Annotated in this window: 19 protein-coding genes; 1 reads left to right on the plus strand and 18 read right to left on the minus strand. The window is 73.3% G+C overall.

What is annotated here, in order from left to right:
- Positions 1-102 precede the first annotated feature (102 nt).
- The 3 genes from BX266_RS06275 to def all read right to left on the minus strand — a co-directional run bounded on the left by BX266_RS06275 (position 103) and on the right by def (position 3294).
- Positions 103-1560, minus strand: a complete 1458-nt coding sequence (locus BX266_RS06275) for an RsmB/NOP family class I SAM-dependent RNA methyltransferase (RefSeq protein ID WP_099897919.1) — start codon at positions 1558-1560, stop codon at positions 103-105.
- Positions 1561-1680: 120 nt separating this feature from the next.
- Entirely contained in the window at positions 1681-2613 is a 933-nt protein-coding gene (gene fmt / locus BX266_RS06280; RefSeq protein ID WP_099897920.1) for a methionyl-tRNA formyltransferase, read from the minus strand.
- 135 nt (positions 2614-2748) lie between these two features.
- Positions 2749-3294, minus strand: coding sequence for a peptide deformylase (def, locus tag BX266_RS06285; protein WP_099897921.1), 546 nt, complete (start codon positions 3292-3294; stop codon positions 2749-2751).
- Positions 3295-3519: 225 nt separating this feature from the next.
- Here def and BX266_RS06290 point away from each other — a divergent pair, with 225 nt between their 5' ends.
- Complete coding sequence (locus tag BX266_RS06290) at positions 3520-3981, plus strand: hypothetical protein (RefSeq protein WP_120314361.1); 462 nt, start codon at positions 3520-3522, stop codon at positions 3979-3981.
- A gap of 122 nt (positions 3982-4103) precedes the next feature.
- Here the strand turns inward: BX266_RS06290 and BX266_RS06295 are convergent, their stop codons facing one another.
- The 15 genes from BX266_RS06295 to BX266_RS06365 all read right to left on the minus strand — a co-directional run bounded on the left by BX266_RS06295 (position 4104) and on the right by BX266_RS06365 (position 21791).
- Entirely contained in the window at positions 4104-6197 is a 2094-nt protein-coding gene (locus tag BX266_RS06295; protein ID WP_259464576.1) for a primosomal protein N', read from the minus strand.
- A gap of 100 nt (positions 6198-6297) precedes the next feature.
- Positions 6298-7509: a methionine adenosyltransferase gene (gene metK / locus BX266_RS06300; RefSeq protein ID WP_099897924.1), complete on the minus strand. Its 1212-nt coding sequence runs from the start codon at positions 7507-7509 to the stop codon at positions 6298-6300.
- A gap of 235 nt (positions 7510-7744) precedes the next feature.
- Positions 7745-8971, minus strand: a complete 1227-nt coding sequence (gene coaBC / locus BX266_RS06305) for a bifunctional phosphopantothenoylcysteine decarboxylase/phosphopantothenate--cysteine ligase CoaBC (protein ID WP_099897925.1) — start codon at positions 8969-8971, stop codon at positions 7745-7747.
- 172 nt (positions 8972-9143) lie between these two features.
- Positions 9144-9410 carry a DNA-directed RNA polymerase subunit omega gene (gene rpoZ, locus BX266_RS06310; protein ID WP_030459184.1) on the minus strand — a complete coding sequence of 89 codons (267 nt, stop codon included), beginning with the start codon at positions 9408-9410 and terminating at the stop codon, positions 9144-9146.
- Positions 9411-9462: 52 nt separating this feature from the next.
- On the minus strand, positions 9463-10020 hold the full coding sequence (gene gmk / locus BX266_RS06315) for a guanylate kinase (RefSeq protein WP_099897926.1): 558 nt from the start codon (positions 10018-10020) through the stop codon (positions 9463-9465).
- A gap of 48 nt (positions 10021-10068) precedes the next feature.
- On the minus strand, positions 10069-10395 hold the full coding sequence (mihF, locus tag BX266_RS06320) for an integration host factor, actinobacterial type (RefSeq protein WP_030459182.1): 327 nt from the start codon (positions 10393-10395) through the stop codon (positions 10069-10071).
- A gap of 229 nt (positions 10396-10624) precedes the next feature.
- Complete coding sequence (pyrF, locus tag BX266_RS06325) at positions 10625-11464, minus strand: orotidine-5'-phosphate decarboxylase (protein WP_099897927.1); 840 nt, start codon at positions 11462-11464, stop codon at positions 10625-10627.
- Positions 11457-12428, minus strand: a complete 972-nt coding sequence (locus BX266_RS06330; protein ID WP_099897928.1) for a dihydroorotate dehydrogenase — start codon at positions 12426-12428, stop codon at positions 11457-11459. Before BX266_RS06330 ends, pyrF begins: the two co-directional genes overlap by 8 nt.
- 65 nt (positions 12429-12493) lie before the next feature.
- Positions 12494-13294 carry a dihydroorotate dehydrogenase electron transfer subunit gene (locus BX266_RS06335; RefSeq protein WP_143686873.1) on the minus strand — a complete coding sequence of 267 codons (801 nt, stop codon included), beginning with the start codon at positions 13292-13294 and terminating at the stop codon, positions 12494-12496.
- Positions 13295-13324: 30 nt separating this feature from the next.
- On the minus strand, positions 13325-14422 hold the full coding sequence (locus tag BX266_RS06340) for a quinone-dependent dihydroorotate dehydrogenase (protein WP_099897930.1): 1098 nt from the start codon (positions 14420-14422) through the stop codon (positions 13325-13327).
- A gap of 75 nt (positions 14423-14497) precedes the next feature.
- The gene (carB, locus tag BX266_RS06345) at positions 14498-17806 is read right to left on the minus strand and encodes a carbamoyl-phosphate synthase large subunit (RefSeq protein ID WP_099897931.1); all 3309 of its coding nucleotides are present in this window, start codon (positions 17804-17806) and stop codon (positions 14498-14500) included.
- Complete coding sequence (gene carA, locus BX266_RS06350; RefSeq protein ID WP_259464577.1) at positions 17799-18971, minus strand: glutamine-hydrolyzing carbamoyl-phosphate synthase small subunit; 1173 nt, start codon at positions 18969-18971, stop codon at positions 17799-17801. Before carA ends, carB begins: the two co-directional genes overlap by 8 nt.
- Complete coding sequence (locus BX266_RS06355) at positions 18968-19525, minus strand: hypothetical protein (protein WP_099897933.1); 558 nt, start codon at positions 19523-19525, stop codon at positions 18968-18970. Before BX266_RS06355 ends, carA begins: the two co-directional genes overlap by 4 nt.
- Positions 19525-20817, minus strand: a complete 1293-nt coding sequence (locus tag BX266_RS06360) for a dihydroorotase (RefSeq protein WP_099897934.1) — start codon at positions 20815-20817, stop codon at positions 19525-19527. Before BX266_RS06360 ends, BX266_RS06355 begins: the two co-directional genes overlap by 1 nt.
- On the minus strand, positions 20814-21791 hold the full coding sequence (locus BX266_RS06365) for an aspartate carbamoyltransferase catalytic subunit (protein ID WP_099897935.1): 978 nt from the start codon (positions 21789-21791) through the stop codon (positions 20814-20816). The genes BX266_RS06360 and BX266_RS06365 overlap by 4 nt, the downstream gene beginning before the upstream one ends.
- Positions 21792-21793: the final 2 nt, after the last annotated feature.

Genomic DNA, 21793 nt, shown 5'->3' on the forward strand with positions numbered 1-21793 from the left:
CCGACCCTGACGAACGGTCTTCGAAGGCGGCCTGCGGCGGCGCCTGCTCACCGCCCTGCTGACGGGTCGGCGGGCTGACGCGGCGTCGGCCCGCCTGCCGCGTCAGGCAGTTCGGCGCAGCAGCGCCAGGTACATCGCGTCCGTCCCGTGCAGGTGCGGCCACAGCTGGACGTCGGGGCCGTCGCCCAGCTCGGGGACGCCGGGCAGCAGCGGGCGGGCGTCCACCCACTCGACGTCGTCCCGGCCGCGCAGCACGTCGTCGACCACGGCGCGGGTCTCGGCCAGGTGCGGCGAGCAGGTGGCGTAGCCGACCACGCCGCCGACCCGGGTGGCGGCCAGCGCGGAGCGCAGCAAGTCCCGCTGCAGCGGCCCGAATCCGGCGATGTCCTCGGGACGGCGGCGCCACCGCGCCTCGGGGCGGCGGCGCAGCGCGCCCAGGCCCGAGCACGGGACGTCGACCAGGACCCGGTCGAACGCGCCCTGCTCCCAGGCGCCCCGGGTGCCGTCGGCGACGATCACCGCGTGCGGGCCGGGGTTGCCGTTCAGCGCGCGGGCCACCAGGCGGGCGCGGTGCGGCTGCTTCTCGGAGGCGACCAGCGCCGCCCCGCGCTCGGCGGCGACCGCGCCGAGCAGCGCGGCCTTTCCGCCGGGTCCGGCGCAGCCGTCCAGCCAGAGCCGGTCGGGGCCGTCGAGCGGCGCGTTGGCGAGGGCGAGCGCGACCAGCTGGCTGCCCTCGTCCTGCACGCCCGCCCGGTTCTCGCGCACCGCGTCCAGCGCGGCCGGGTCGCCGCCGTCGGTGAGCCGCAGCGCGAACGGCGACCAGCGGCCGTCCTCCGCCTCCGGCAGCGCCTCGCGCAGTTCGGCGACCGAGGACCGCCCGGGCCGGGCCACCAGCGTCACCTCGGGTCGGGCGTTGTCGGCCTCCAGCAGCGCCTCCATCGCCTGCCGCCCGCTCGCGCCGGGCTGCCAGCGGCCGAGCGCGTCCCACAGCGAGGACACCACCCAGCGCGGGTGCGAGTGCACCACGGCCAGGTGGTCCTCGGCGTCGTCCTCGTACGGCGGGGCGACCTGGGCGACCCAGCCCGCCAGGTCCTGGGCGCTGATCTTGCGCAGCACCGCGTTGACGAACTTGGCCCGCCCGTCGCCGAGCACCGCCCGGGCGAGCTCGACGGTCGCGGACACCGCGGCGTGGCTGGGGATCCGGGTGCCGAGCAACTGGTGCGCGCCCAGCGACAGAACGTCCAGCACCGGCGGGTCGACCTCGCGCAGCGGCCGGTCCACGCACGCGGCGATCACCGCGTCGTAGGTGCCCTGGCCGCGCAGCGTGCCGTAGACCAGCTCGGTGGCGAGTGCCGCGTCGCGCCGGTCCATGCCCTTGCGCTCGGCCTCGCGCAGCAGCGACGGCAGGATCAGGTTGGCGTACGCGTCGCGCTCGTCGACGGCCCGCAGCGCGCGGAACGCGACGATCCGGGCCGGGTCCTTCTTCGGACGGCGGTGCGGGCGGGGGGCGCGCTTCGCGCCGGCGGGACTGCTCGCGGGAGTACTCGCGGGGGTGCTCAAAACGATGCCTCGAAACAAAGGTGCTGCGGATCAGGTCCGGCCCGGGCGGTACGGCCGGGCCTCACCGTGAAGTCTAGGACGAGACCCGTCCGAACCGGACATCCGCTGCACCGGCGGGCGTCAGCCCTCGAAGCGCTCCCCGGACTCGATCCGGGCGCCGCGCGCCCAGTCCGCGGCCGGCATCGCCTTCTTGCCCTGCGGGCGGACCTCGCCCAGCTCCACCTCGTGGCTTCCGGTGCCCACCCGGACGCTGTTCTTACTGACCGCCAACTCGCCCGGCGCCAGGGCGGTTTCGCCCGGCAGCAGGCGCACCGGGCCGGTCACCTTCAGGCGCTCGCCGCGGAAGGTGGTCCAGGCGCCGGGCGCGGGCGCGCAGCCCCGCACCACCCGGTCGACCCGCAGCGCGGGGTGGGTCCACTCGATCCGGGCGTCCGCCACGGTGATCTTCGGGGCCAGCGACACCCCGTCCACCGGCTGCGGCTCCGGCCGGGCCTGCCCGTCCTCGATCGCGTCCATGGTGCGCACCAGCAGCTCGGCGCCCGACACCGACAGCCGGGTCAGCAGGTCGCCGCTGGTGTCGGTGGGCTTCACCGGTTCGGTGAGGACGCCGAACACCGGGCCGTCGTCCAGCCCCTCCTGGATCCGGAACGTCGACGCCCCGGTGAGCTCGTCGCCCGCCATGATCGAGTGCTGCACCGGGGCGGCGCCGCGCCACGCGGGCAGCAGCGAGAAGTGCAGGTTCACCCAGCCGTGCACCGGGATCTCCAGCGCCCCGGGCCGGATCAGCGCGCCGTACGCCACCACCGGGCAGCAGTCCGGGGCGATCTCCGCGAGCCGGGCCATGAACTCCGGCTCGCTCGGCCGGGCCGGCTTCAGCACCTCGATGCCCGCCTCCTCGGCCCGCTGCGCGACGGGGCTGGCCACCAGCTTCCGCCCGCGCCCGGCCGGCGCGTCGGGGCGGGTCACCACGGCGACCACCTCGTGCCGGGAGGCCAGCAGGGCGTCCAGGGCGGGAACGGCAACCTCGGGGGTGCCGGCGAAGACGAGACGCACGGGCCACGGCCTTTCGTGAAGTTCAACGGGGAGCAGGTGATCGGAACATCGGATTGCCGGAAAATGACGGTCGGACAGTCGGCTGATCGGCCACTCCGACAATCGCCTGTTCGACAGCGGCGAACGGACGGTTCGTCAGCGGACCGGACCGAAGGTGGAATGCGGCGAGATCCGCACCGTCGGAGCCGGGCCGCCGCCCCAGTCGGTCTCCCGGATCGCCTTCATCGCCGCCTTCCGGGCCTCCCGGTCCAGCCGGTCCACGAAGATGATCCCGTCCAGGTGGTCCGTCTCGTGCTGGATGCACCGCGCCAGCAGCTGCGTCCCCTCCACCGTCACCGGCTCCCCGTGCATCGTGACGCCCTTCGCCACCACGCCGTACGCCCGCTTGGTGTCGAACCGCAGCCCCGGCAGCGACAGGCAGCCCTCCGGGCCGTCCTGCTCCTCCTCGCTGAGCGACAGGTCCGGGTTGATCAGGTGCCCCACCACGCCGTCCACGTGGTACGTGAAGACCCGCAGCGAGACGCCCAGTTGCGGCGCGGCCAGGCCGGCGCCCGGGGCCTCCAGCATGGTGTCGGTCAGGTCCTTCACCAGCCTCCGCAGCTCCTTGTCGAAGACGGTCACCGGCTTCGCGGTCGCCCGCAGCACCGGGTCGCCGAAGATCCGGATCGGCTGAACTGCCAAGACTGCGACTCCCTGCCTGCCGGATCCGTGCGAACGGAACGGAACGAAACGTCGATCACCGGAAGTCTATGCAATCCCCGCCACCTGGTCGGAGCAGTCGCCGGCATATCCCGAGTCGTACTCCACGCGTGACTCAACGACCCGCCGTGCGTTGGTCAATGCGAATTGACCGGGACGCGCGAGCGCCCCGAGCACGCGACCCGACCGAGAGGTGGCAACGAGGCCATGGCCGAGCAGATCAACCACGACGCCCGGGCCCGGGCGTCCCTGCACCTGCTGGTGCGGGACATCGAGCGGGTCCGACGCCAGGTCGACGCCCTGCGCACGCTCACCGCCCAACTGGGCAACGTCTACCGCCCCCGTCGCCCCAGCACCTCCGCCGGCTTCGTGGTCTACGGCCGCGCGCCCGCCCCGACCGTCCGCCTCGCCCAGGAACTGCGCGAGAGCGTCGAGACCCTGGTCGCCGCCGCCGTCGAGTTCGACCGCGCCCTGGGCTTCTCCTGGGACTCCGTCGGCTCCGCGCTCGGCGTCACCAAGCAGGCCGTCCACCGCCGCTACGGCATGCGGCGCCCGACCGGCGAACTCCTCCCGACCCCCCGCGAAACCGAGACCCCGCCACCCCCCGCCCTCCCCGCCACCACCCCGCCCCGCCCCCCGATCCCCAGGCCCGCCAGTCCAGCCCCCTGATGCCGCAACGCACCATCACGCGCTGAGCCCGCGGAGGAGTGCGAGAACAGGGCCGTCCCCGCGCGCCCCTGTTCTCGCACCCCTCCGCGCTGCTCCGGTCAACCGCTCCTCGGCGCCGCGGGTCAGCCGATGTCCGTGGGGTCGACCCGGATGCGGACGGTCTCCGCGCCGCGCAGCGCGAGCCGGGCGATCTGCGCGGCCTTGAGCGCGGAGGCGAGCGCAGCGCCCTGCCCCGGCGCGACCCGGACGAGCGCGCGCTCCGCCGGCTCCCCCTTCGCGCCCCCGTACCCGCCCCCGCCCTGGTAGACCGGCACCGGGCCCAACACGTCCGCGCCCTCGGGCAGTCGGAGCAGGCCCAGCAGGTCCGCGACCGCCTGCGGGGGGCCGGTCACGGCGGCCATCCGGGAGACCGGCGGGAAGCGGAGTTCCTCCCGCTCGTCCAGTTCCAGACCGGCGTGCCCCGCGGGGTCCCAGCGGACCAGCGCCTGCACGGCCCGCGCCGCGGCCTCCGCGACGACCACGACCGTGCCGCCCTCGCCCGCCGGCCGGACCAGCGCGGCGGCGGTCAGCCACCGCCGCACCGTCTCCTCCCCGGCCCGCAGGTCCGGCCGGTTGAGCAGCGCCCACCCGTCGAGCAGCAGCGCCGCCGCGTAGCCGGGGCCCTCGGCGACGGGCTCCGCGCCCGGCGTGGAGATCACCAGCGCGGGGGCGGCCGGCACGGAGGCCAGCACCGCGTCCCGCCCGGAGGTCCGCACCGGGACCCGCGGGAACGCCTTCCCCAGTTCCTCGGCCGTCCGCCGCACCCCGACCACCTGGGCCCGCAGCCGGAAGGATCCGCATTCCAGGCAGTGCCAGTCCCGTTCCTCGGTGCCGCACCAGCTGCACACCAGCGCGGCGTCCGCGGCCGGCGACTCCAGCGGGCCGCCGCAGGCCCGGCACCGCACCGGCGTCCGGCACTGGGCGCACGCCAGCCGCGGCGCGTAGCCCCGCCGCGGAACCTGGATCAGCACCGGCCCGCGGGCCAGCGCCTCGCGCGCGGTCTCCCACGCGACCGAGGGCAGCCGGGCGGCCTGCGCGGCGGCGTCCCGCGCCTGGTCGTACTCGGTGACCGTCCGTACCCGCGGCGCGGTCCGACGGACCGTCTCCCGGGTGGCGGCGAGCGGCCGCGCCCAGCCGGAGCGCAGCAGTTGTGCCGCCTCGACCGTCATCGACACCCCGCCGAGCAGCATCGCGGCGCCCTCCTCGGCGGCCCGCAGCAGCGCCACCTCCCGCACGTGGGGGTAGGGCGCGTTGGGGTCGCTGTGGCTGCTGTCGCCGTCCGACCAGACCACCACCAGGCCGAGGTCGCGGACGGGCGCGAAGACGGCGGCCCGGGTGCCGATCGCGGCGTGCACCGAGCCGCGGCTGACGGAGAGCCAGCTCCGGTAGCGCTCCTGCGGGCCGGCGTCGGCGGCGAGCACGGCGTGCCGGCCCTCGCCCAGCACGGCCCGCAGCGCGGCGTCGACCCGGGCCACGGCGCGGCCGTCCGGCAGCACCGCCAGCGCGCCCCGCCCGGAGGCCAGCGCGGCCGCCACCGCCCGGGCGATCTCGAACGGCCACTCCGGCCCGGGCAGCGCCGTCCACACCGCGCGCGGGGCGTGGCCGCCGGCCAGCGAGGCGAGGAACTCGGGCCCGTGCGCGTAGCGCTCCCAACTGCCCGCCGCGGGGGCGTCGGCGGGCGGCGGCAGCGGCCGCGGCGAGGGTTCGCCCTCGGCGCCCGCGTGCCGCGGCGGGACGGCCAGTTGCAGCACGTCGGCGAGGGTGCCGGCGTAGCGGTCGGCGACGGCCCGGCACAGCCGGAGCAGACGGGGCGTCAGCACCACCTCGGGCGAGAGCACCCGGGCCAGCGGCGCCAGCGGGCCCGCGTAGTCGGAGTCGTCGCGCCGTTCGACGATGAACCCGTCGTGCAGGGAGCCGCCCTCGCGCCGCCCGTGCGCGCCGACCCGGCCGCCGAACCTGACCCGGACCCGGACGCCGGGCTGCGCGTCGGCGGACATCGCCTCGGGCACCGCGTAGTCGAAGTACTGGTCGAGGCTCAGCACGCCCTTGTCGACCAGCACCCGGGCGACCGGCTGCCGTTCGGCGGGCACCACCCCGCGGGCGGCGCGCGGCTTGGCCCGGCGCACCGTCTCCCGGATGAACGCCAACTGCTCCCCGGCCCCGTCCGCGCTGCTCACGCCCCCCAACCTAGCGGACGGCCCCGACACGACGACGGAGCCGCCCGCCGAGGGACGAACCTCGGCGGACGGCTCCGAAGGAGAGCGATCAGGGATGCGATCAGGCGGCGACGGCCTTCTTCAGCGCCTCGACGCGGTCGGTGCGCTCCCAGGTGAAGTCCGGCAGCTCGCGGCCGAAGTGGCCGTAGGCGGCGGTCTGCTGGTAGATCGGGCGCAGCAGGTCCAGGTCGCGGATGATCGCGGCCGGGCGGAGGTCGAAGACCTGGGTGACGGCTTCCTGGATCTTCTGGACCGCCACGGTCTCGGTGCCGAAGGTCTCGACGAACAGGCCGACCGGCTCGGCCTTGCCGATCGCGTAGGCGACCTGGACCTCGGCGCGCTTGGCCAGGCCGGCGGCGACGATGTTCTTGGCGACCCAGCGCATCGCGTACGCGGCGGAGCGGTCGACCTTGGACGGGTCCTTGCCGGAGAACGCGCCGCCACCGTGGCGGGCCATGCCGCCGTAGGTGTCGATGATGATCTTGCGGCCGGTGAGGCCGGCGTCGCCCATCGGGCCGCCGATCTCGAAGCGGCCGGTCGGGTTGACCAGCAGGCGGTAGCCCTCGGTGGTCAGCTTGATGCCCTGGTCGGCGAGCGCCTTCAGCTCGGGCTCGACCACGAACTCGCGGATGTCCGGGGTGAGCAGCGAGTCCAGGTCGATGTCGCTGGCGTGCTGCGAGGAGACCACCACGGTGTCCAGGCGCACGGGGCGGTCGCCGTCGTACTCGATGGTGACCTGGGTCTTGCCGTCGGGCCGCAGGTAGGGGATGGTCCCGTTCTTGCGGACCTCGGTGAGGCGGCGGGAGAGCCGGTGCGCCAGGGTGATCGGCAGCGGCATCAGCTCGGGCGTGTCGTCGCAGGCGTAGCCGAACATCAGGCCCTGGTCGCCGGCGCCCTGGCGGTCCAGCTCGTCCTCGACGTCGCCCTCGACCCGGTGCTCGTGGGCGGTGTCCACGCCCTGCGCGATGTCCGGGGACTGCGAACCGATCGACACCGACACGCCGCAGGAGGCGCCGTCGAAGCCCTTCTTGGACGAGTCGTAGCCGATCTCCAGGATCTTCTCCCGGACCAGCTGCGCGATCGGCGCGTACGCCTTGGTGGTGACCTCGCCGGCGATGTGCACCAGGCCGGTGGTGATCAGGGTCTCCACGGCGACGCGGGAGGTCGGGTCGTCCTTGAGGAGGGCGTCCAGGATGGTGTCGCTGATCTGGTCAGCGATCTTGTCGGGGTGTCCCTCGGTCACGGACTCCGAGGTGAACAGGCGGCGAGACACAGCGCTCCCTGGGGTTGCAGCGGCTGCTGACTGAATGCGTTCGGAAGTCCCGAGGCATCCGGAAAGACTTGATTCCTGGTGTGGAGTGTAACGGTCGGCTACCGATCCCGGGCACTCCCCGTACCCGTCGGACGTGTCCGGGATGCGGATCACACCGGGGCGGAAGCGGCCGGTGGATCCCGGCCGCCCGGGCACGGTGATCCAACTACCGGGGCAACACCGGGCATTGCGGTGGTTAACGGGCGACTTCGCCCCCGGGGCGGGCCAGCCGGGCGGCGACCTGGTCCCAGATCGCGTCGGCCAGCATCTCCTTCGGGCCGTCCGGGATGTGGACTTCCGAGCCGTCCGCACCGAGCAGCACGGCGCTGTTGGTGTCCTGCCCGAACGCCTTGCCGTCGCCGACCTCGTTGACCACCAGCAGGTCGCAGCCCTTGCGGGCGAGCTTGGCGCGGCCGTGGGCGAGCACCTCGTCGGTCTCCGCGGCGAAGCCGACCACCACCTGCCCGTCGACGGCCCGCTCGGCGGAGATCTCGGCCAGCACGTCGGGGTTGCGGACCAGCACGATCGGCGCGGGCTCCACCCCGTCCACCTTCTTGATCTTGCCGGGGGCGTACTCGGCGGGCCGGAAGTCCGCGACGGCGGCGGCCATCACCACGGCGTCGGCGTCGCCGGCGGCCTTCAGCACGGCCTCGCGCAGCTGCAGCGCGGTGCCGACCCGGACCACGTCCACCCCGGCCGGGTCCGGCAGCGCGGTGTTCGCCGCGACCAGGGTGACCCGGGCGCCGCGGGCCGCGGCGGTGACGGCCAGCGCGTAGCCCTGCTTGCCGGAGGAGCGGTTGCCGAGGAAGCGCACCGGGTCCAGCGGCTCCCGGGTGCCGCCCGCCGAGACCACCACGTGACGGCCCGTCAGGTCCGGTGCCCGGTCGCCGCGGGCCAGCACCCGGCGGCAGGCCGCGAAGATCTCGCCCGGGTCGGGCAGCCGGCCCTTGCCGGTGTCGACGCCGGTGAGCCGGCCCACCGCGGGCTCGATCACGATCGCGCCGCGCCGGCGCAGCGTGGCCACGTTGTCCTGGGTGGCGGGGTGCTCCCACATCTCGGTGTGCATCGCGGGCGCGAACACCACCGGGCAGCGCGCCGTCAGCAGGGTGTTGGTCAGCAGGTCGTCGGCCAGGCCGTGGGCGGCCTTCGCCAGCAGGTCCGCGGTGGCCGGGGCGACCACGACCAGGTCGGCCTGCTGTCCGATCCGCACGTGCGGGACCTCGTGCACCCGGTCCCAGGTCTCGGTCGCCGCGGGCCGCCCGGACAGCGCCGCCCAGGTCGCCTCGCCGACGAAGTGCAGCGCCGCGGCGGTCGGCACCACCGTCACCTGGTGCCCGGACTCGGTGAACCTGCGCAGCAGCTCACAGGCCTTGTACGCGGCGATCCCGCCGCTGACACCGAGGACGACACGGGGCGCGGTCATGACGGTCAACTCTCCTAACGACGGGCTCGCCGCCCACCTTACGACCCCTCAGACCGCCGCAGCGACGTGTCGGCGCGCACACGGCCGGGCCCGCCGGACCGGACCGCGCACATGCCGAGGGCCCGCCCGAACACGGAACGTGTCGGACGGGCCCTCGGAGGAGTGCGGGGGCTCAGGCGCCCTCGACCGCCTCGGCGGTGAGCAGGCCGGCGTTGATCTCGCGCAGCGCGATCGACAGCGGCTTCTCGTGCACGTGGGTGTCGACCAGCGGGCCGACGTACTCCAGCAGGCCCTCGCCGAGCTGGGAGTAGTACGCGTTGATCTGGCGGGCGCGCTTGGCCGCGTAGATCACCAGGCTGTACTTGGAGTCGGTGGCCTCGAGCAGCTCGTCGATCGGCGGGTTGATGATGCCCTCGGGCGCGGTCATCGAAGAGGACACGCTGAACCTTCCGAAGTGGTTTTCATGGACCGGCTGGATGCAGCCGATCCGGTCAGGCTACACCGAGCAAGGCTAGCAGTTCGGCCGCTACCTGCTCGACGGAGGTGTTGACCAGCGTCGTGTCGAACTCCGCCTCGGCGGCCAGTTCGACCCGGGCCGCGGCCAGCCGCTGGTCGATCACGTCCTGCGGCTCGGTGCCGCGGCCGGTCAGCCGGCGCACCAGCTCGTCCCAGCTCGGCGGGGCCAGGAAGACCAGCTGCGCCTCCGGCATCGACTCCTTGACCTGGCGGGCACCCTGCAGGTCGATCTCCAGCAGCACCGGTTCGCCCTTGTCGAGCTTGTCCAGCACGGCCTGCCGGGGCGTTCCGTACCGGTTGCCGGCGAACACCGCCCACTCCAGCAGCTCGCCGTTCGCGACCAGCTTGTCGAACTGCTCGTTGTCGACGAAGTGGTACTGCACGCCGTCCCGCTCGCCGGGTCGCGGGTGGCGGGTCGTCGCCGACACCGACAGCCAGACCTCGGGGAACTGCTTCCTCATATGAGCGACGACCGTGCTCTTGCCGACCCCGGAGGGGCCGGAGAGCACGGTCAGCCGCGGACGCTCACTCATGTACCGATTATCCCGGATCGCGGAGGTTCCGCCGACACCGGCCTCCAGTCAGGAGGCGGCGCCGCCGAACTCCCGCTCCAGGGAAGCGATCTGGTTCGTACCGAGGCCGCGCACGCGACGGCTCTCGGAGATGCCCAGGCGCTCCATGATCTGCTTCGCGCGCACCTTGCCGACACCCGGCAGGGACTCCAGCAGGGCGGAGACCTTCATCTTGCCGATGACCTCGTCGTCGGACTTGCCGGCCTTGATGACGTCGTGCAGCGAGGCGCCCGAGTGCTTCAGCCGGTTCTTGACGTCGGCACGCTTGCGACGAGCCTCGGCGGCCTTGGCGAGCGCGGCGGTGCGCTGTTCGGGAGTAAGGGGCGGAAGAGCCACGCCGTTCACCTCAGGTGTGGATGGAAGGGATGAGCCATGACTTGGTTGTGCCCGGACGCCACGGTCTCTGACCTGCGGCGGTGGCCGTGACCACCGCCAACTGGCGTCCTACCGCCGGACACTACCCAACTTGGGCCGCCGCGTCAGGAAAAGAACACGAAAAGTCCTGGTCAGCAGGGGCAGACCCGGGACTTTTCCGGGCAAATCAGCCGAGTTGACGGCTCATGACTCAGGCGTTTGTGACGGCCCTCACATCGTCGACGAACGCCTGCGCGGCCTGTCGCAGCGCCGCCACGGACGGCCCGTGCTTCAGCACGTCGCGGCTGACGCTGGGCACCACGTTGCGCACCTGGTCGCCGAACACCCGCGGCAGGTCCTTCGCGGTGGCGCCCTGCGCGCCCACCCCGGGGGCCAGCAGCGGACCGTTGATCGCCAGGTCCACGCCCGCGTCGGCGAGCGTCGCGCCGACCACCGCGCCGAACGAGCCGAGCGGCTGCGCACCCGCGTTCTCCGCCGCCAGCCGGCGCAGCACCGCCTGCGCCACGCTCTCCCCGTCCGCGCCGACCGCGCGCTGCACCTCGTGGCCCTCCGGGTTGGAGGTCAGCGCCAGCGCGAACAGGCCGCAGCCGCTCGCGTTCGCCAGGTCGACGGCCGGCTGCAGCGAACCGAAGCCCAGGTACGGGCTGACGGTGAGGGCGTCCGAGAACAGCGGGCTGTCCGGGGAGAGGAAGGTCTCGGCGTAGGCGGCCATGGTGGAGCCGATGTCGCCGCGCTTGGCGTCCATCAGCACCAGCGCGCCCGCCTCCCGGGCCTCGGCGACGGTGCGCTCCAGCACGGCGATGCCGCGGCTGCCGAAGCGCTCGAAGAACGCCGACTGCGGCTTGAGCACCGCGACCCGGTCGGCGAGCGCCTCGACCACGGTGCGGGAGAACGACTCCAGGCCCGCCAGGTCGTCGTTCAGTCCCCAGGCGGTGAGCAGCGAGCCGTGCGGGTCGATGCCGACGCAGAGCTGGCCGCGGGTGTCGAGGGCGGTCCGCAGGCGGGTGCCGAAGGGCGTCGTGTCAGTCATCGGTGTCCTTGCTCGTCGTGCGGTGGGCGAGCCCCACCGCGTCGGTGTACTTCGTGAAGTCGCGGGCGGCGAGTTCGCCGCGCAGTTCGTCGAGGATCCGCAGCGGCGCGGTCGGGTCGCGCAGCAGTTCGGATCCGACCGCCACGCCGGACGCGCCGGCCAGCGTGAACTCCAGCGCGTCGCGCCCGGTGCGGACCCCGCCCATGGCGAGGATCGGCACCGCGGGCATCCGCCCGGCCAGCATCGCCGCGTGCACCTGGTACACGCAGCGCACCGCGATCGGGCGCAGCGCCGGGCCGGACAGGCCGCCGACGCCGGCCGCCAGCGCGGGGCGGCAGCTGTCCAGGTCGATGGCCAGGCCCTGCGCGGTGTTGACCATCGCCAGGCCGTCGGCGCCGGCGGCCACGCAGCCGGCGGCGACCTCGGTGATCGTGCCGGTGTCGGGGGCGAGTTTGGCGTAGACCGGCAGCCCGGGCGCGGCGGCCTTCACGGCGGCGACCACGTCGTAGCTGACGGCCGGGTTGGCGGCGAACAGCAGTCCGCGGGCGGCGGCGCCCGGCGCGGACAGGTTGAGCTCCAGGCCGTGCACGCCGCGCGCCCCGGCCAGCCGTCCGGCCAGGTCGGCGAACTCCTCCAGCCGGTGCCCGCCGATCGACACCACCGTCCGCACCGCGCGTTCGGCCAACCAGGGCAGGTCCCGCCGCAGGAAGGCGTCGATCCCGGGGTTCTGGTGCCCGATCGCGTTCAGCAGCCCGCCGGGCGTCCGCACCACCCGCGGGCCGGGCTGCCCGGCGCCGGCCCTCGGCAGCACCGTGCGGGTGGTCAGCGTCCCGAGCTGGTCCAGCGGCACGAACCGCGCCAGTTCCCGCCCGAACCCGGCGCACCCCGCCGCGGTCGACAGCGGGTTGGGAACCGTCCCGGCCCCGAACAGAGCCTCCAGGTCGACGTTCTGAGGGTCCGTCATGCGCCTGCTGCCGCCGGAGCCGGGTCCGCCCGCGCCGGGCCGTCCCGGCTCCGTCCGTCGCTGCGTCATGCTCCCGCCCCTTCCACGTCCGCCGGGACCTCCCCCAGCTGCCCCCAGCGGACCCGGGCGCCGTCGAAGACCGGGCCCTCGGTGCAGGCCCGCACCAGGCGGCTGACGCCGTCCGCGTCGCGGACCGGCAGCACGCAGCCCAGGCACAGGCCGGTGCCGCACGGCAGTTCGGCGGTGACGGCGGCCCAGCTGCGCACCCCGCGGACGGCGGCCGCGGTGCTGGCGGCGGCGGACAGCTCGGGGCCGGCCGCGGCGTACAGCAGGTCGGCGTCCAACGCGGCCAGCGCCCGGTCGAACAGGTCGGGGTCCTGGTCGAGCGGCAGGCCGGCGCTGCCGTCGGCGGTGAGCACCAGGACGTCGGCGGTGAGCTCGCGTGCCCGGTCGACGCCGTACAGGCGCTCGGCGGTGGGCGCGGCGAGCACGAAGCCGACCCGGCTGCCGGCGGCCAGCAGCTGTTCGGCGAGCCCGAGCAGCGGCCCGGCCTGCGCGTCCTCGCCGAGCAGCAGGGCGCAGGCGGGGGTGTCGGGCTGCGGGTAGGGGGTGCCGAGCGGGGCGATCAGGTCGAGCACCGGCGGGGGTTCGGCGGGGAGCAGCAGGTCGAGGGTGTCGCCGTCGGCGCGCAGGATCGGCACGGCGCGGCGCAGCACGTCCTCGGTGCCCGGCGGGGCGGCGAGGGCGGCGAAGTGGCCGGGCCGGTACCGGGCCGCGGCCGTCGCGCACCGCACCGTGACCCGCCAGTGCGGGCCGTCCGCCCGCGCGCCGGTCACCTCGGCGCGGGCGACCACCGGATTAGCCATCTCCGCCACTCCTTCCGCTCAACGGGGCCCTCAGCGCACTCCCTTGCCCACCGCCTCGCCGATCGACGCGTATCCGGCGGCGCGAAGCCGCGCCGAGAGTCCCTTGTGGACCTTGCGCATCCACAGCGGGCCCTCGTAGATGAACGCCGAGTAGCCCTGCACCAGGTCGGCGCCGGCCAGGATCCGCTGCCAGGCGTCCTCGGCGGTCTCGATGCCGCCGACCGAGACGATGGCGAGCCGCCCGTCGGTGCGCTTGCGCAGCCGCTCCAGTACCTCCAGCGAGCGGGCCTTCAGCGGGGCGCCGGACAGGCCGCCCATGCCGATCTCCTCGATCCGCCCGGCCGGGGTCCGCAGCCCTTCGCGGCCGATGGTGGTGTTGGTGGCGATGATGCCGTCCAGGCCGAGGTGCAGCGCCATGTCGGCGATCTCGTCGATGTCCTCGTCGGCCAGGTCGGGGGCGATCTTCACCAGCAGCGGCACGTGGTGGGTGGTCACCTCGTCGGCGGCCTTGCGGACGTCCCACAGCAGCGGGCCGAGCACCTGCACGGCCTGCAGGTTGCGCAGCCCGGGGGTGTTCGGCGACGAGACGTTGACGACCAGGTAGTCCGCGTACGGGGCCAGCGCCTTCGCGCTCTTCAGGTAGTCGGCGGTCGCCTCGTCCTCGGGCACGACCTTGGTCTTGCCGATGTTGACGCCGATCACCGGGGTGTTGCTGGTGTGCGGGCGGGCGGCGAGCCGGGTGGCGACCCGGGCCGAGCCCTGGTTGTTGAAGCCCATCCGGTTGATCAGCGCCCGGTCCTCGACCAGGCGGAACAGCCGCGGGGCGGGGTTGCCGGGCTGCGGCTCGCCGGTGACGGTGCCGATCTCGACGAAGTCGAAGCCGAGCATCGACAGGCCGTCGATGCCGATGCCGTCCTTGTCGAAGCCCGCGCCGAGCCCGAACGGGCCGGGCAGGTCCAGGCCGAGCGCGGCGGTGCGCAGCTTGGGGTCGCGCGGGGCGAGCACGGCCCGCACCAGGCCGCGCAGGCCGGGCACCGAGTGAGCCAGCCGGATCCAGAAGAACGCCAGGTGGTGGGCCTTCTCGGGGTCCATCTTCTTGAACAGCAGGTTGAACAGGAGCTTGTACACGGGACCTCCGTCGGCCGGGCCTGGACATGGACGTGGGGGGCACCCGGCAACCGGCGTGCCCCCCACGGTTTCGGCCTAGCTGCGGCCGGAGTTGATCAGCGCCGCGTGCTCCTGCAGCGACATCACGCCGACCTCGCCGCGCCGCAGCTCGGCGATGCCCTGCACGGCCGCGCCCATCGCCTGGACGGTGGTCAGGCAGGGCACGCCCCGGGAGACCGCGGCGGTGCGGATCTCGTAGCCGTCGAGGCGGCCGCCGGTGCCGTACGGGGTGTTGATGATCAGGTCGACCTCGCCGTCGTGGATCAGCTGGACGATGGTCTTCTCGCCGTTCGGGCCCTCGCCGTCGGAGTGCTTGCGCACCACGGTGGCGGGGATGCCGCCGCGCTGCAGCACCTCGGCGGTGCCGGTGGTGGCGAGCAGTTCGAAGCCGAGCTCGACCAGCGCGCGGGCCGGGAAGACCAGGTTGCGCTTGTCGCGGTTGGCGACCGAGACGAACACCTTGCCCTTGGTGGGCAGGGCGCCGTACGCGCCGGTCTGCGACTTGGCGTACGCGGTGCCGAACACCCGGTCGATGCCCATGACCTCGCCGGTGGAGCGCATCTCCGGGCCGAGCACGGTGTCCACGCCGCGGCCGTGCACGTCGCGGAAGCGCGACCACGGCATCACGGCCTCCTTGACCGAGATCGGCGCGTCGGCCGGCAGCGAGCCGCCGTCGCCCTCGCGCGGCAGCAGGCCCTCGGCGCGCAGTTCGGCGACGGTGGCGCCGAGCGAGATCCGGGCGGCGGCCTTGGCCAGCGGCACCGCGGTCGCCTTGGAGGTGAACGGCACGGTGCGGGAGGCGCGCGGGTTGGCCTCCAGCACGTACAGGATGTCGCCGGACAGCGCGAACTGGATGTTGATCAGACCGCGCACGCCGACGCCCTTGGCGATGCCCTCGGTGGCCGAGCGCAGCCGCTTGATGTCGTACCCGCCGAGGGTGATCGGCGGCAGCGCGCAGGCCGAGTCGCCGGAGTGGATGCCGGCCTCCTCGATGTGCTCCATGACGCCGCCGAGGTACAGCTCCTCGCCGTCGTACAGCGCGTCGACGTCGATCTCCACCGCGTCGTCCAGGAAGCGGTCGATCAGCACCGGGTGCTCGGAGATCAGGCCCGCGTGCCGCTCCAGGTAGGAGGCGAGCGAGGGCTCGTCGTAGACGATCTCCATGCCGCGGCCGCCGAGCACGTAGGACGGGCGGGCCAGCACCGGGTAGCCGATCTCGTCGGCGATCGCCTTGGCCTCCTCGAAGGAGAACGCGGTGCCGTGCTTGGGAGCGGGCAGGCCCGCCTCCTTCAGCACCCGGCCGAACGCGCCGCGCTCCTCGGCGAGGTGGATCGCCTCGGGCGAGGTGCCGACGATCGGCACGCCGTTGTCCTTGAGCGCCTGCGCCAGGCCCAGCGGGGTCTGGCCGCCGAGCTGCACGATCACGCCGGCCAGCGGGCCGGCCTGCTGCTCGGCGTGCACGATCTCCAGCACGTCCTCCAGCGTGAGCGGCTCGAAGTACAGCCGGTCGGAGGTGTCGTAGTCGGTGGAGACGGTCTCCGGGTTGCAGTTGACCATCACGGTCTCGTACCCGGCGTCGGCCAGCGCGAAGGAGGCGTGCACGCAGGAGTAGTCGAACTCGATGCCCTGGCCGATCCGGTTCGGGCCGGAGCCCAGGATGATCACGGCGGGCTTGGTGCGCGGGGCGACCTCGCTCTCCTCGTCGTAGGACGAGTAGAAGTACGGGGTCTTGGCGGCGAACTCGGCGGCGCAGGTGTCGACGGTCTTGAACACCGGGCGGATGCCGAGCGCGTGCCGCACCTCGCGGACCACGTCCGGCTTCAGGCCGCGGATCTCGCCGATCTGCTGGTCGGAGAAGCCGTGCCGCTTGGCGTGCCGCAGCAGCTCCGGGTCGAGCCGGTCGCCCCCGGCGAGCTCGGCGGCGATCTCGTCGATCAGGAAGAGCTGGTCGACGAACCACGGGTCGATCTTGGTGGACTCGAACACCTCCTCGGCGGTGGCGCCAGCCCGGATCGCCTGCATGACGGTGTTGATCCGGCCGTCGGTCGGCACCTGGGCCTTCGTCAGCAGCTCGGCCTTGTCCCCCGGTTCACCGACCCAGGTGAACTGGGAGCCCTTCTTCTCCAGCGAGCGCAGCGCCTTGTTCAGCGCCTCCGGGAAGTTGCGGCCCATCGCCATCGCCTCGCCCACCGACTTCATGGTGGTGGTCAGCGTGGCGTCCGCGGACGGGAACTTCTCGAACGCGAACCGCGGGACCTTCACCACGACGTAGTCGAGGGTCGGCTCGAAGGAGGCCGGGGTCTGCTCGGTGATGTCGTTGGGGATCTCGTCCAGCGTGTAGCCGACGGCCAGCTTGGCGGCGATCTTGGCGATCGGGAAGCCGGTCGCCTTGGAGGCCAGCGCGGAGGAGCGCGAGACGCGCGGGTTCATCTCGATCACGATGACCCGGCCGTCCTCGGGGTTGACCGCGAACTGGATGTTGCAGCCGCCGGTGTCGACGCCGACCTCGCGGATCACGGCGATGCCGATGTCGCGCAGGATCTGGTACTCGCGGTCGGTGAGCGTCATCGCCGGGGCGACGGTGATCGAGTCACCGGTGTGCACGCCCATCGGGTCGAAGTTCTCGATCGAGCAGACGACGACCACGTTGTCGTGCTTGTCGCGCATCAGCTCCAGCTCGTACTCCTTCCAGCCGAGGATGGACTCCTCCAGGAGCACCTCGGTGGTCGGCGAGAGGGTCAGGCCCTGGCCGGCGATCCGGCGCAGGTCCTCCTCGTCGTGCGCGAAGCCGGAGCCGGCGCCGCCCATGGTGAAGGAGGGGCGCACCACGACCGGGTAGCCGCCGAGGGTGTCGACGCCCGCGAGGACGTCCTCCATCGAGTGGCAGATCACCGAGCGGGCCGACTCGCCGTGGCCGATCTTGGCGTTGACCGCCTCGACCACGCCCTTGAACAGCTCGCGGTCCTCGCCCTTGTTGATCGCCTCGACGTCGGCGCCGATCAGCTCGACGTCGTACTTCTCCAGCGTCCCGGCCTTGTGCAGGGAGATCGCGGTGTTCAGCGCGGTCTGGCCGCCCAGGGTCGGCAGCAGCGCGTCGGGGCGCTCCTTGGCGATGATCTTCTCGACGAACTCCGGGGTGATCGGCTCGACGTAGGTGGCGTCGGCGATCTCCGGGTCGGTCATGATCGTGGCCGGGTTGGAGTTCACCAGGACGACCCGCAGGCCCTCGGCCTTGAGCACCCGGCAGGCCTGCGTGCCCGAGTAGTCGAACTCCGCTGCCTGGCCGATGACGATCGGGCCGGAGCCGATCACCAGGACGGACTTGATGTCGGTGCGCTTAGGCACGCTGGCCCTCCATAAGGCTCACGAAGCGGTCGAAGAGGTAGGCGGCGTCGTGCGGGCCGGCTGCCGCTTCGGGGTGGTACTGCACGCTGAAGGCGGGGACGTCGAGTGCCTGCAGGCCCTCGACCACGTCGTCGTTGAGGCAGACGTGGGAGACCTCGACCCGCCCGAAGGGGGTGTCGCTCACCTTGTCCAGCGGCGCGTTCACGGCGAAGCCGTGGTTGTGGGCGGTCACCTCGACCTTGCCGGTGGTGCGGTCCTGCACCGGCTGGTTGATGCCGCGGTGGCCGTACTTGAGCTTGTAGGTGCCGAAGCCGAGGGCCCGGCCGAGGATCTGGTTGCCGAAGCAGATGCCGAAGAACGGGGTCTTCTTCGCGAGCACGCCGCGCAGCACCTCGACCTGGTGGTCGGCGGTGGCCGGGTCACCGGGGCCGTTGGAGAAGAACACGCCGTCGGGCTGCACGGCGTAGACGTCCTCGACGGTGGAGTTGGCGGGCAGCACGTGCACCTCGATGCCGCGCTCCGCCATCCGCTGCGGGGTCATGCCCTTGATGCCGAGGTCGAGGGCGGCGACGGTGAACTTCTTGGCGCCGATCGCCGGGACGACGTAGGTCTCCTTGGTGGCGACCTCGGCGCACAGGTCGGCGCCCTTCATCTCCGGGGCCTGCTGCACCTTGGCGAGCAGCGCGGCGTGGTCCTCGACGGCCGGGCCGGAGAAGATGCCGACCCGCATCGCGCCGCGCTCGCGCAGGTGGCGGGTGAGCGCGCGGGTGTCGATGCCGCTGATGCCGACGACGCCCTGGCGCTCCAGCTCCTCGTCCAGCGAGCGCTTCGAGCGCCAGTTGGAGGCGACCCGGGAGGGGTCGCGGACGACGTAGCCGGCCACCCAGATCTGCTGCGACTCGTCGTCCTCGTCGTTCCAGCCGGTGTTGCCGATCTGCGGGGCGGTCATCACGACCACCTGGCGGTGGTACGACGGGTCGGTCAGGGTCTCCTGGTAGCCGGACATGCCGGTGTTGAAGACCGCCTCGCCGAAGGTCTCGCCGATCGCGCCGTACGCCTGGCCGCGGAAGGTCCGGCCGTCCTCCAGGACGAGCACGGCGACGGGCCGATCAAACGACGTGCGCTCCCGCCTGGTGCGCTGCGTGGTGGGGGCAGGTGCGGTCATGTCGCGGCCTCTTCCGTCTTCTTCGTCTTCGTACGTGTCACTAGTGCCTCGACGGCCTCGACCCAGGCCTCGTGCTCGGCGGCGGCGTCCAGCCGGAAACCGCTCTCCAGCTCGCGGTCGCCGTGCGTCCAGCCGACCACCAGCAGGCCGGAGGGCACCACCTTGCCGGCGATGCCGGAGTCCGGGCGGGCGCCGGCGAGCGCGGCGGCGGGGATCCACAGGTCGTCCGCACCGGGGCGGCGGGCCAGCAGCCCCCGCTCGGTGAGGGTGAGTTCGGCGAGGCTGCGGGTGCCCAGGCCGTGCGCGACGACCCGGTCCAGCCAGTTCCCCGCGGTGGTGGAGCCGTGGTAGCGGCCGGGCGCCGCGAGCAGCGCCGGGCCCGGGTCCTGCGGCACCGCGGGCAGCGGCGGGAGGTCGGACTGCAGCGTGCGCCGCCAGTTCCAGCCCTGCCGCATCAGCCAGTACACCAGGGCGACCAGGATCAGCAGGCCGACCGTCGCGCCGATGTACCCGGGCCAGTCGGTCACCTGGCCCTTCTCGGTGGCGAGCAGCATCAGCGCTCGACCAGTTCGCCCGCGAGGACGGTCGCCTCGCCGCGCAGGAAGGTGGCGTGCACCCGGCCGGGCAGGTCCATGCCGCGGTACGGGCTGTTACGGGAACGCGTCGCGAAGGTGTCGGGGTTCACGACTCCACGGTACGCGGGATCGAACAGCACCAGGTTCGCCGGCTCACCCACCGAGATCGGCCGCCCGTGGCCCTTCAGCCGCCCGATCCGGGCCGGACGGTGCGACATCCGGTCGGCGACGCCCTCCCAGTTCAGCAGGCCGGTGTCGACCATGGTCTGCTGCACGACGGACAGCGCCGTCTCCAGTCCGACCATGCCCATCGCGGCGACCGCCCACTCGCAGTCCTTGTCCTCCGCGGGGTGCGGGGCGTGGTCGGTGGCGACGGCGTCGATGGTGCCGTCGGCCAGCGCGCGGCGCAGCGCCTCGACGTCCTCGGCGGTGCGCAGCGGCGGGTTGACCTTGTACACCGGGTCGTAGGAGCGCACCAGTTCGTCGGTGAGCAGCAGGTGGTGGGGGGTGACCTCGGCGGTGACGTCCCAGCCCTTGCCCTTGGCCCAGCGGACGATCTCCACCGAGCCGGCCGTGGACAGGTGGCAGATGTGCACCCGGGAGCCGACGTGCGCGGCCAGCAGCACGTCCCGCGCGATGATCGACTCCTCGGCGACGGCGGGCCAGCCGCTCAGGCCGAGCTCGCCGGAGACCAGGCCCTCGTTCATCTGGGCGCCGGCGGTCAGCCGCGGCTCCTGGGCGTGCTGGGCGATGACGCCGTCGAAGGCCTTCACGTACTCCAGCGCGCGGCGCATGATCACCGCGTCGTCCACGCACTTGCCGTCGTCGGAGAACACCCGCACCCCGGCGGCGGAGTCGTGCATCGCGCCGAGCTCGGCGAGCTGCTTGCCCTCCAGGCCGACGGTGACGGCGCCGACCGGCTGCACGTCGCAGTAGCCGTACTCCTGGCCGAGCCGCCAGACCTGCTCGACCACGCCCGCGGTGTCGGCGACCGGGAAGGTGTTGGCCATCGCGTGCACCGCGGTGTACCCGCCCATGGCGGCGGACTGCGTGCCCGTCAGCACGGTCTCGGCGTCCTCGCGGCCGGGCTCGCGCAGGTGGGTGTGCAGGTCGACCAGGCCGGGCAGGGCGATCAGGCCGGAGGCGTCGAGGTCGATGTCGGCCTCGACGGCGAGGCCGGCGCCGATCTGCGCGAACACGCCGTCGACGATGTGGATGTCCTGGGGGGCGCCGCCGAGGATCTGGGCGTTGCGGATCAGGTAGGTGGTCACTGGGCGGCCTCCTGGGATTCGGTACGGGGGGCGTCGGCGAGGGTGGCGCCGCCGAGCAGCAGGTAGAGCACGGCCATCCGGACGGAGACGCCGTTGGCGACCTGCTCGACCACGGTGCAGCGCGGCGAGTCGGCGACGTCGGCAGTGATCTCCATGCCGCGGACCATCGGGCCGGGGTGCATCACGATCGCGTGCTCGGGCAGCTTGGCCAGCCGCAGCCCGTCCAGGCCGTAGCGGCGGGAGTACTCGCGCTCGGTGGGGAAGAACGCGGCGTTCATCCGCTCGCGCTGGACCCGCAGCATCATCACCGCGTCGACCTTCGGCAGCACCGTGTCGAGGTCGTAGGAGACCTGGCAGGGCCAGGTCTCGATGCCGATCGGCAGCAGGGTCGGCGGGGCGACGAAGGTGACCTCCGCGCCGAGCGTGGTCAGCAGGTGAACGTTGGAGCGGGCCACCCGGCTGTGCAGGATGTCGCCGACGATGGCGACCTTGCGGCCGGCCAGGTCGCGGCCCAGGCCCGGGTTGAGGTGGCGGCGCATGGTGAACGCGTCGAGCAGCGCCTGGGTGGGGTGCTCGTGGGTGCCGTCGCCGGCGTTGATGACCGAGCCGTGCAGCCAGTCGGAGCCGGCCAGCCGGGCGGGCGCGCCGGAGGCGTGGTGCCGGATGACCACGGCGTCGGCGCCCATCGCCTGCAGGGTGAGCGCGGTGTCCTTCAGGCTCTCGCCCTTGGAGACCGAGGAGCCCTTGGCGGAGAAGTTGATGACGTCCGCGGACAGCCGCTTCTCGGCGACCTCGAAGGAGGTCTTGGTGCGGGTGGAGTCCTCGAAGAACAGGTTGACGACGGTGCGGCCGCGCAGCGTGGGGAGCTTCTTGACGGCCCGTCCGGAGAGCTGGGCGAGCTCCTCGGCGGTGTCCAGGATCAGCAGCGCGTCGTCGCGGCTGAGGTCGGCGGCGGAGACGAGGTGGCGCTTCACGC

It is taken from the genome of Streptomyces sp. TLI_171 (genome assembly GCF_003610255.1).
Classification (GTDB): Bacteria; Actinomycetota; Actinomycetes; order Streptomycetales; family Streptomycetaceae; genus Kitasatospora.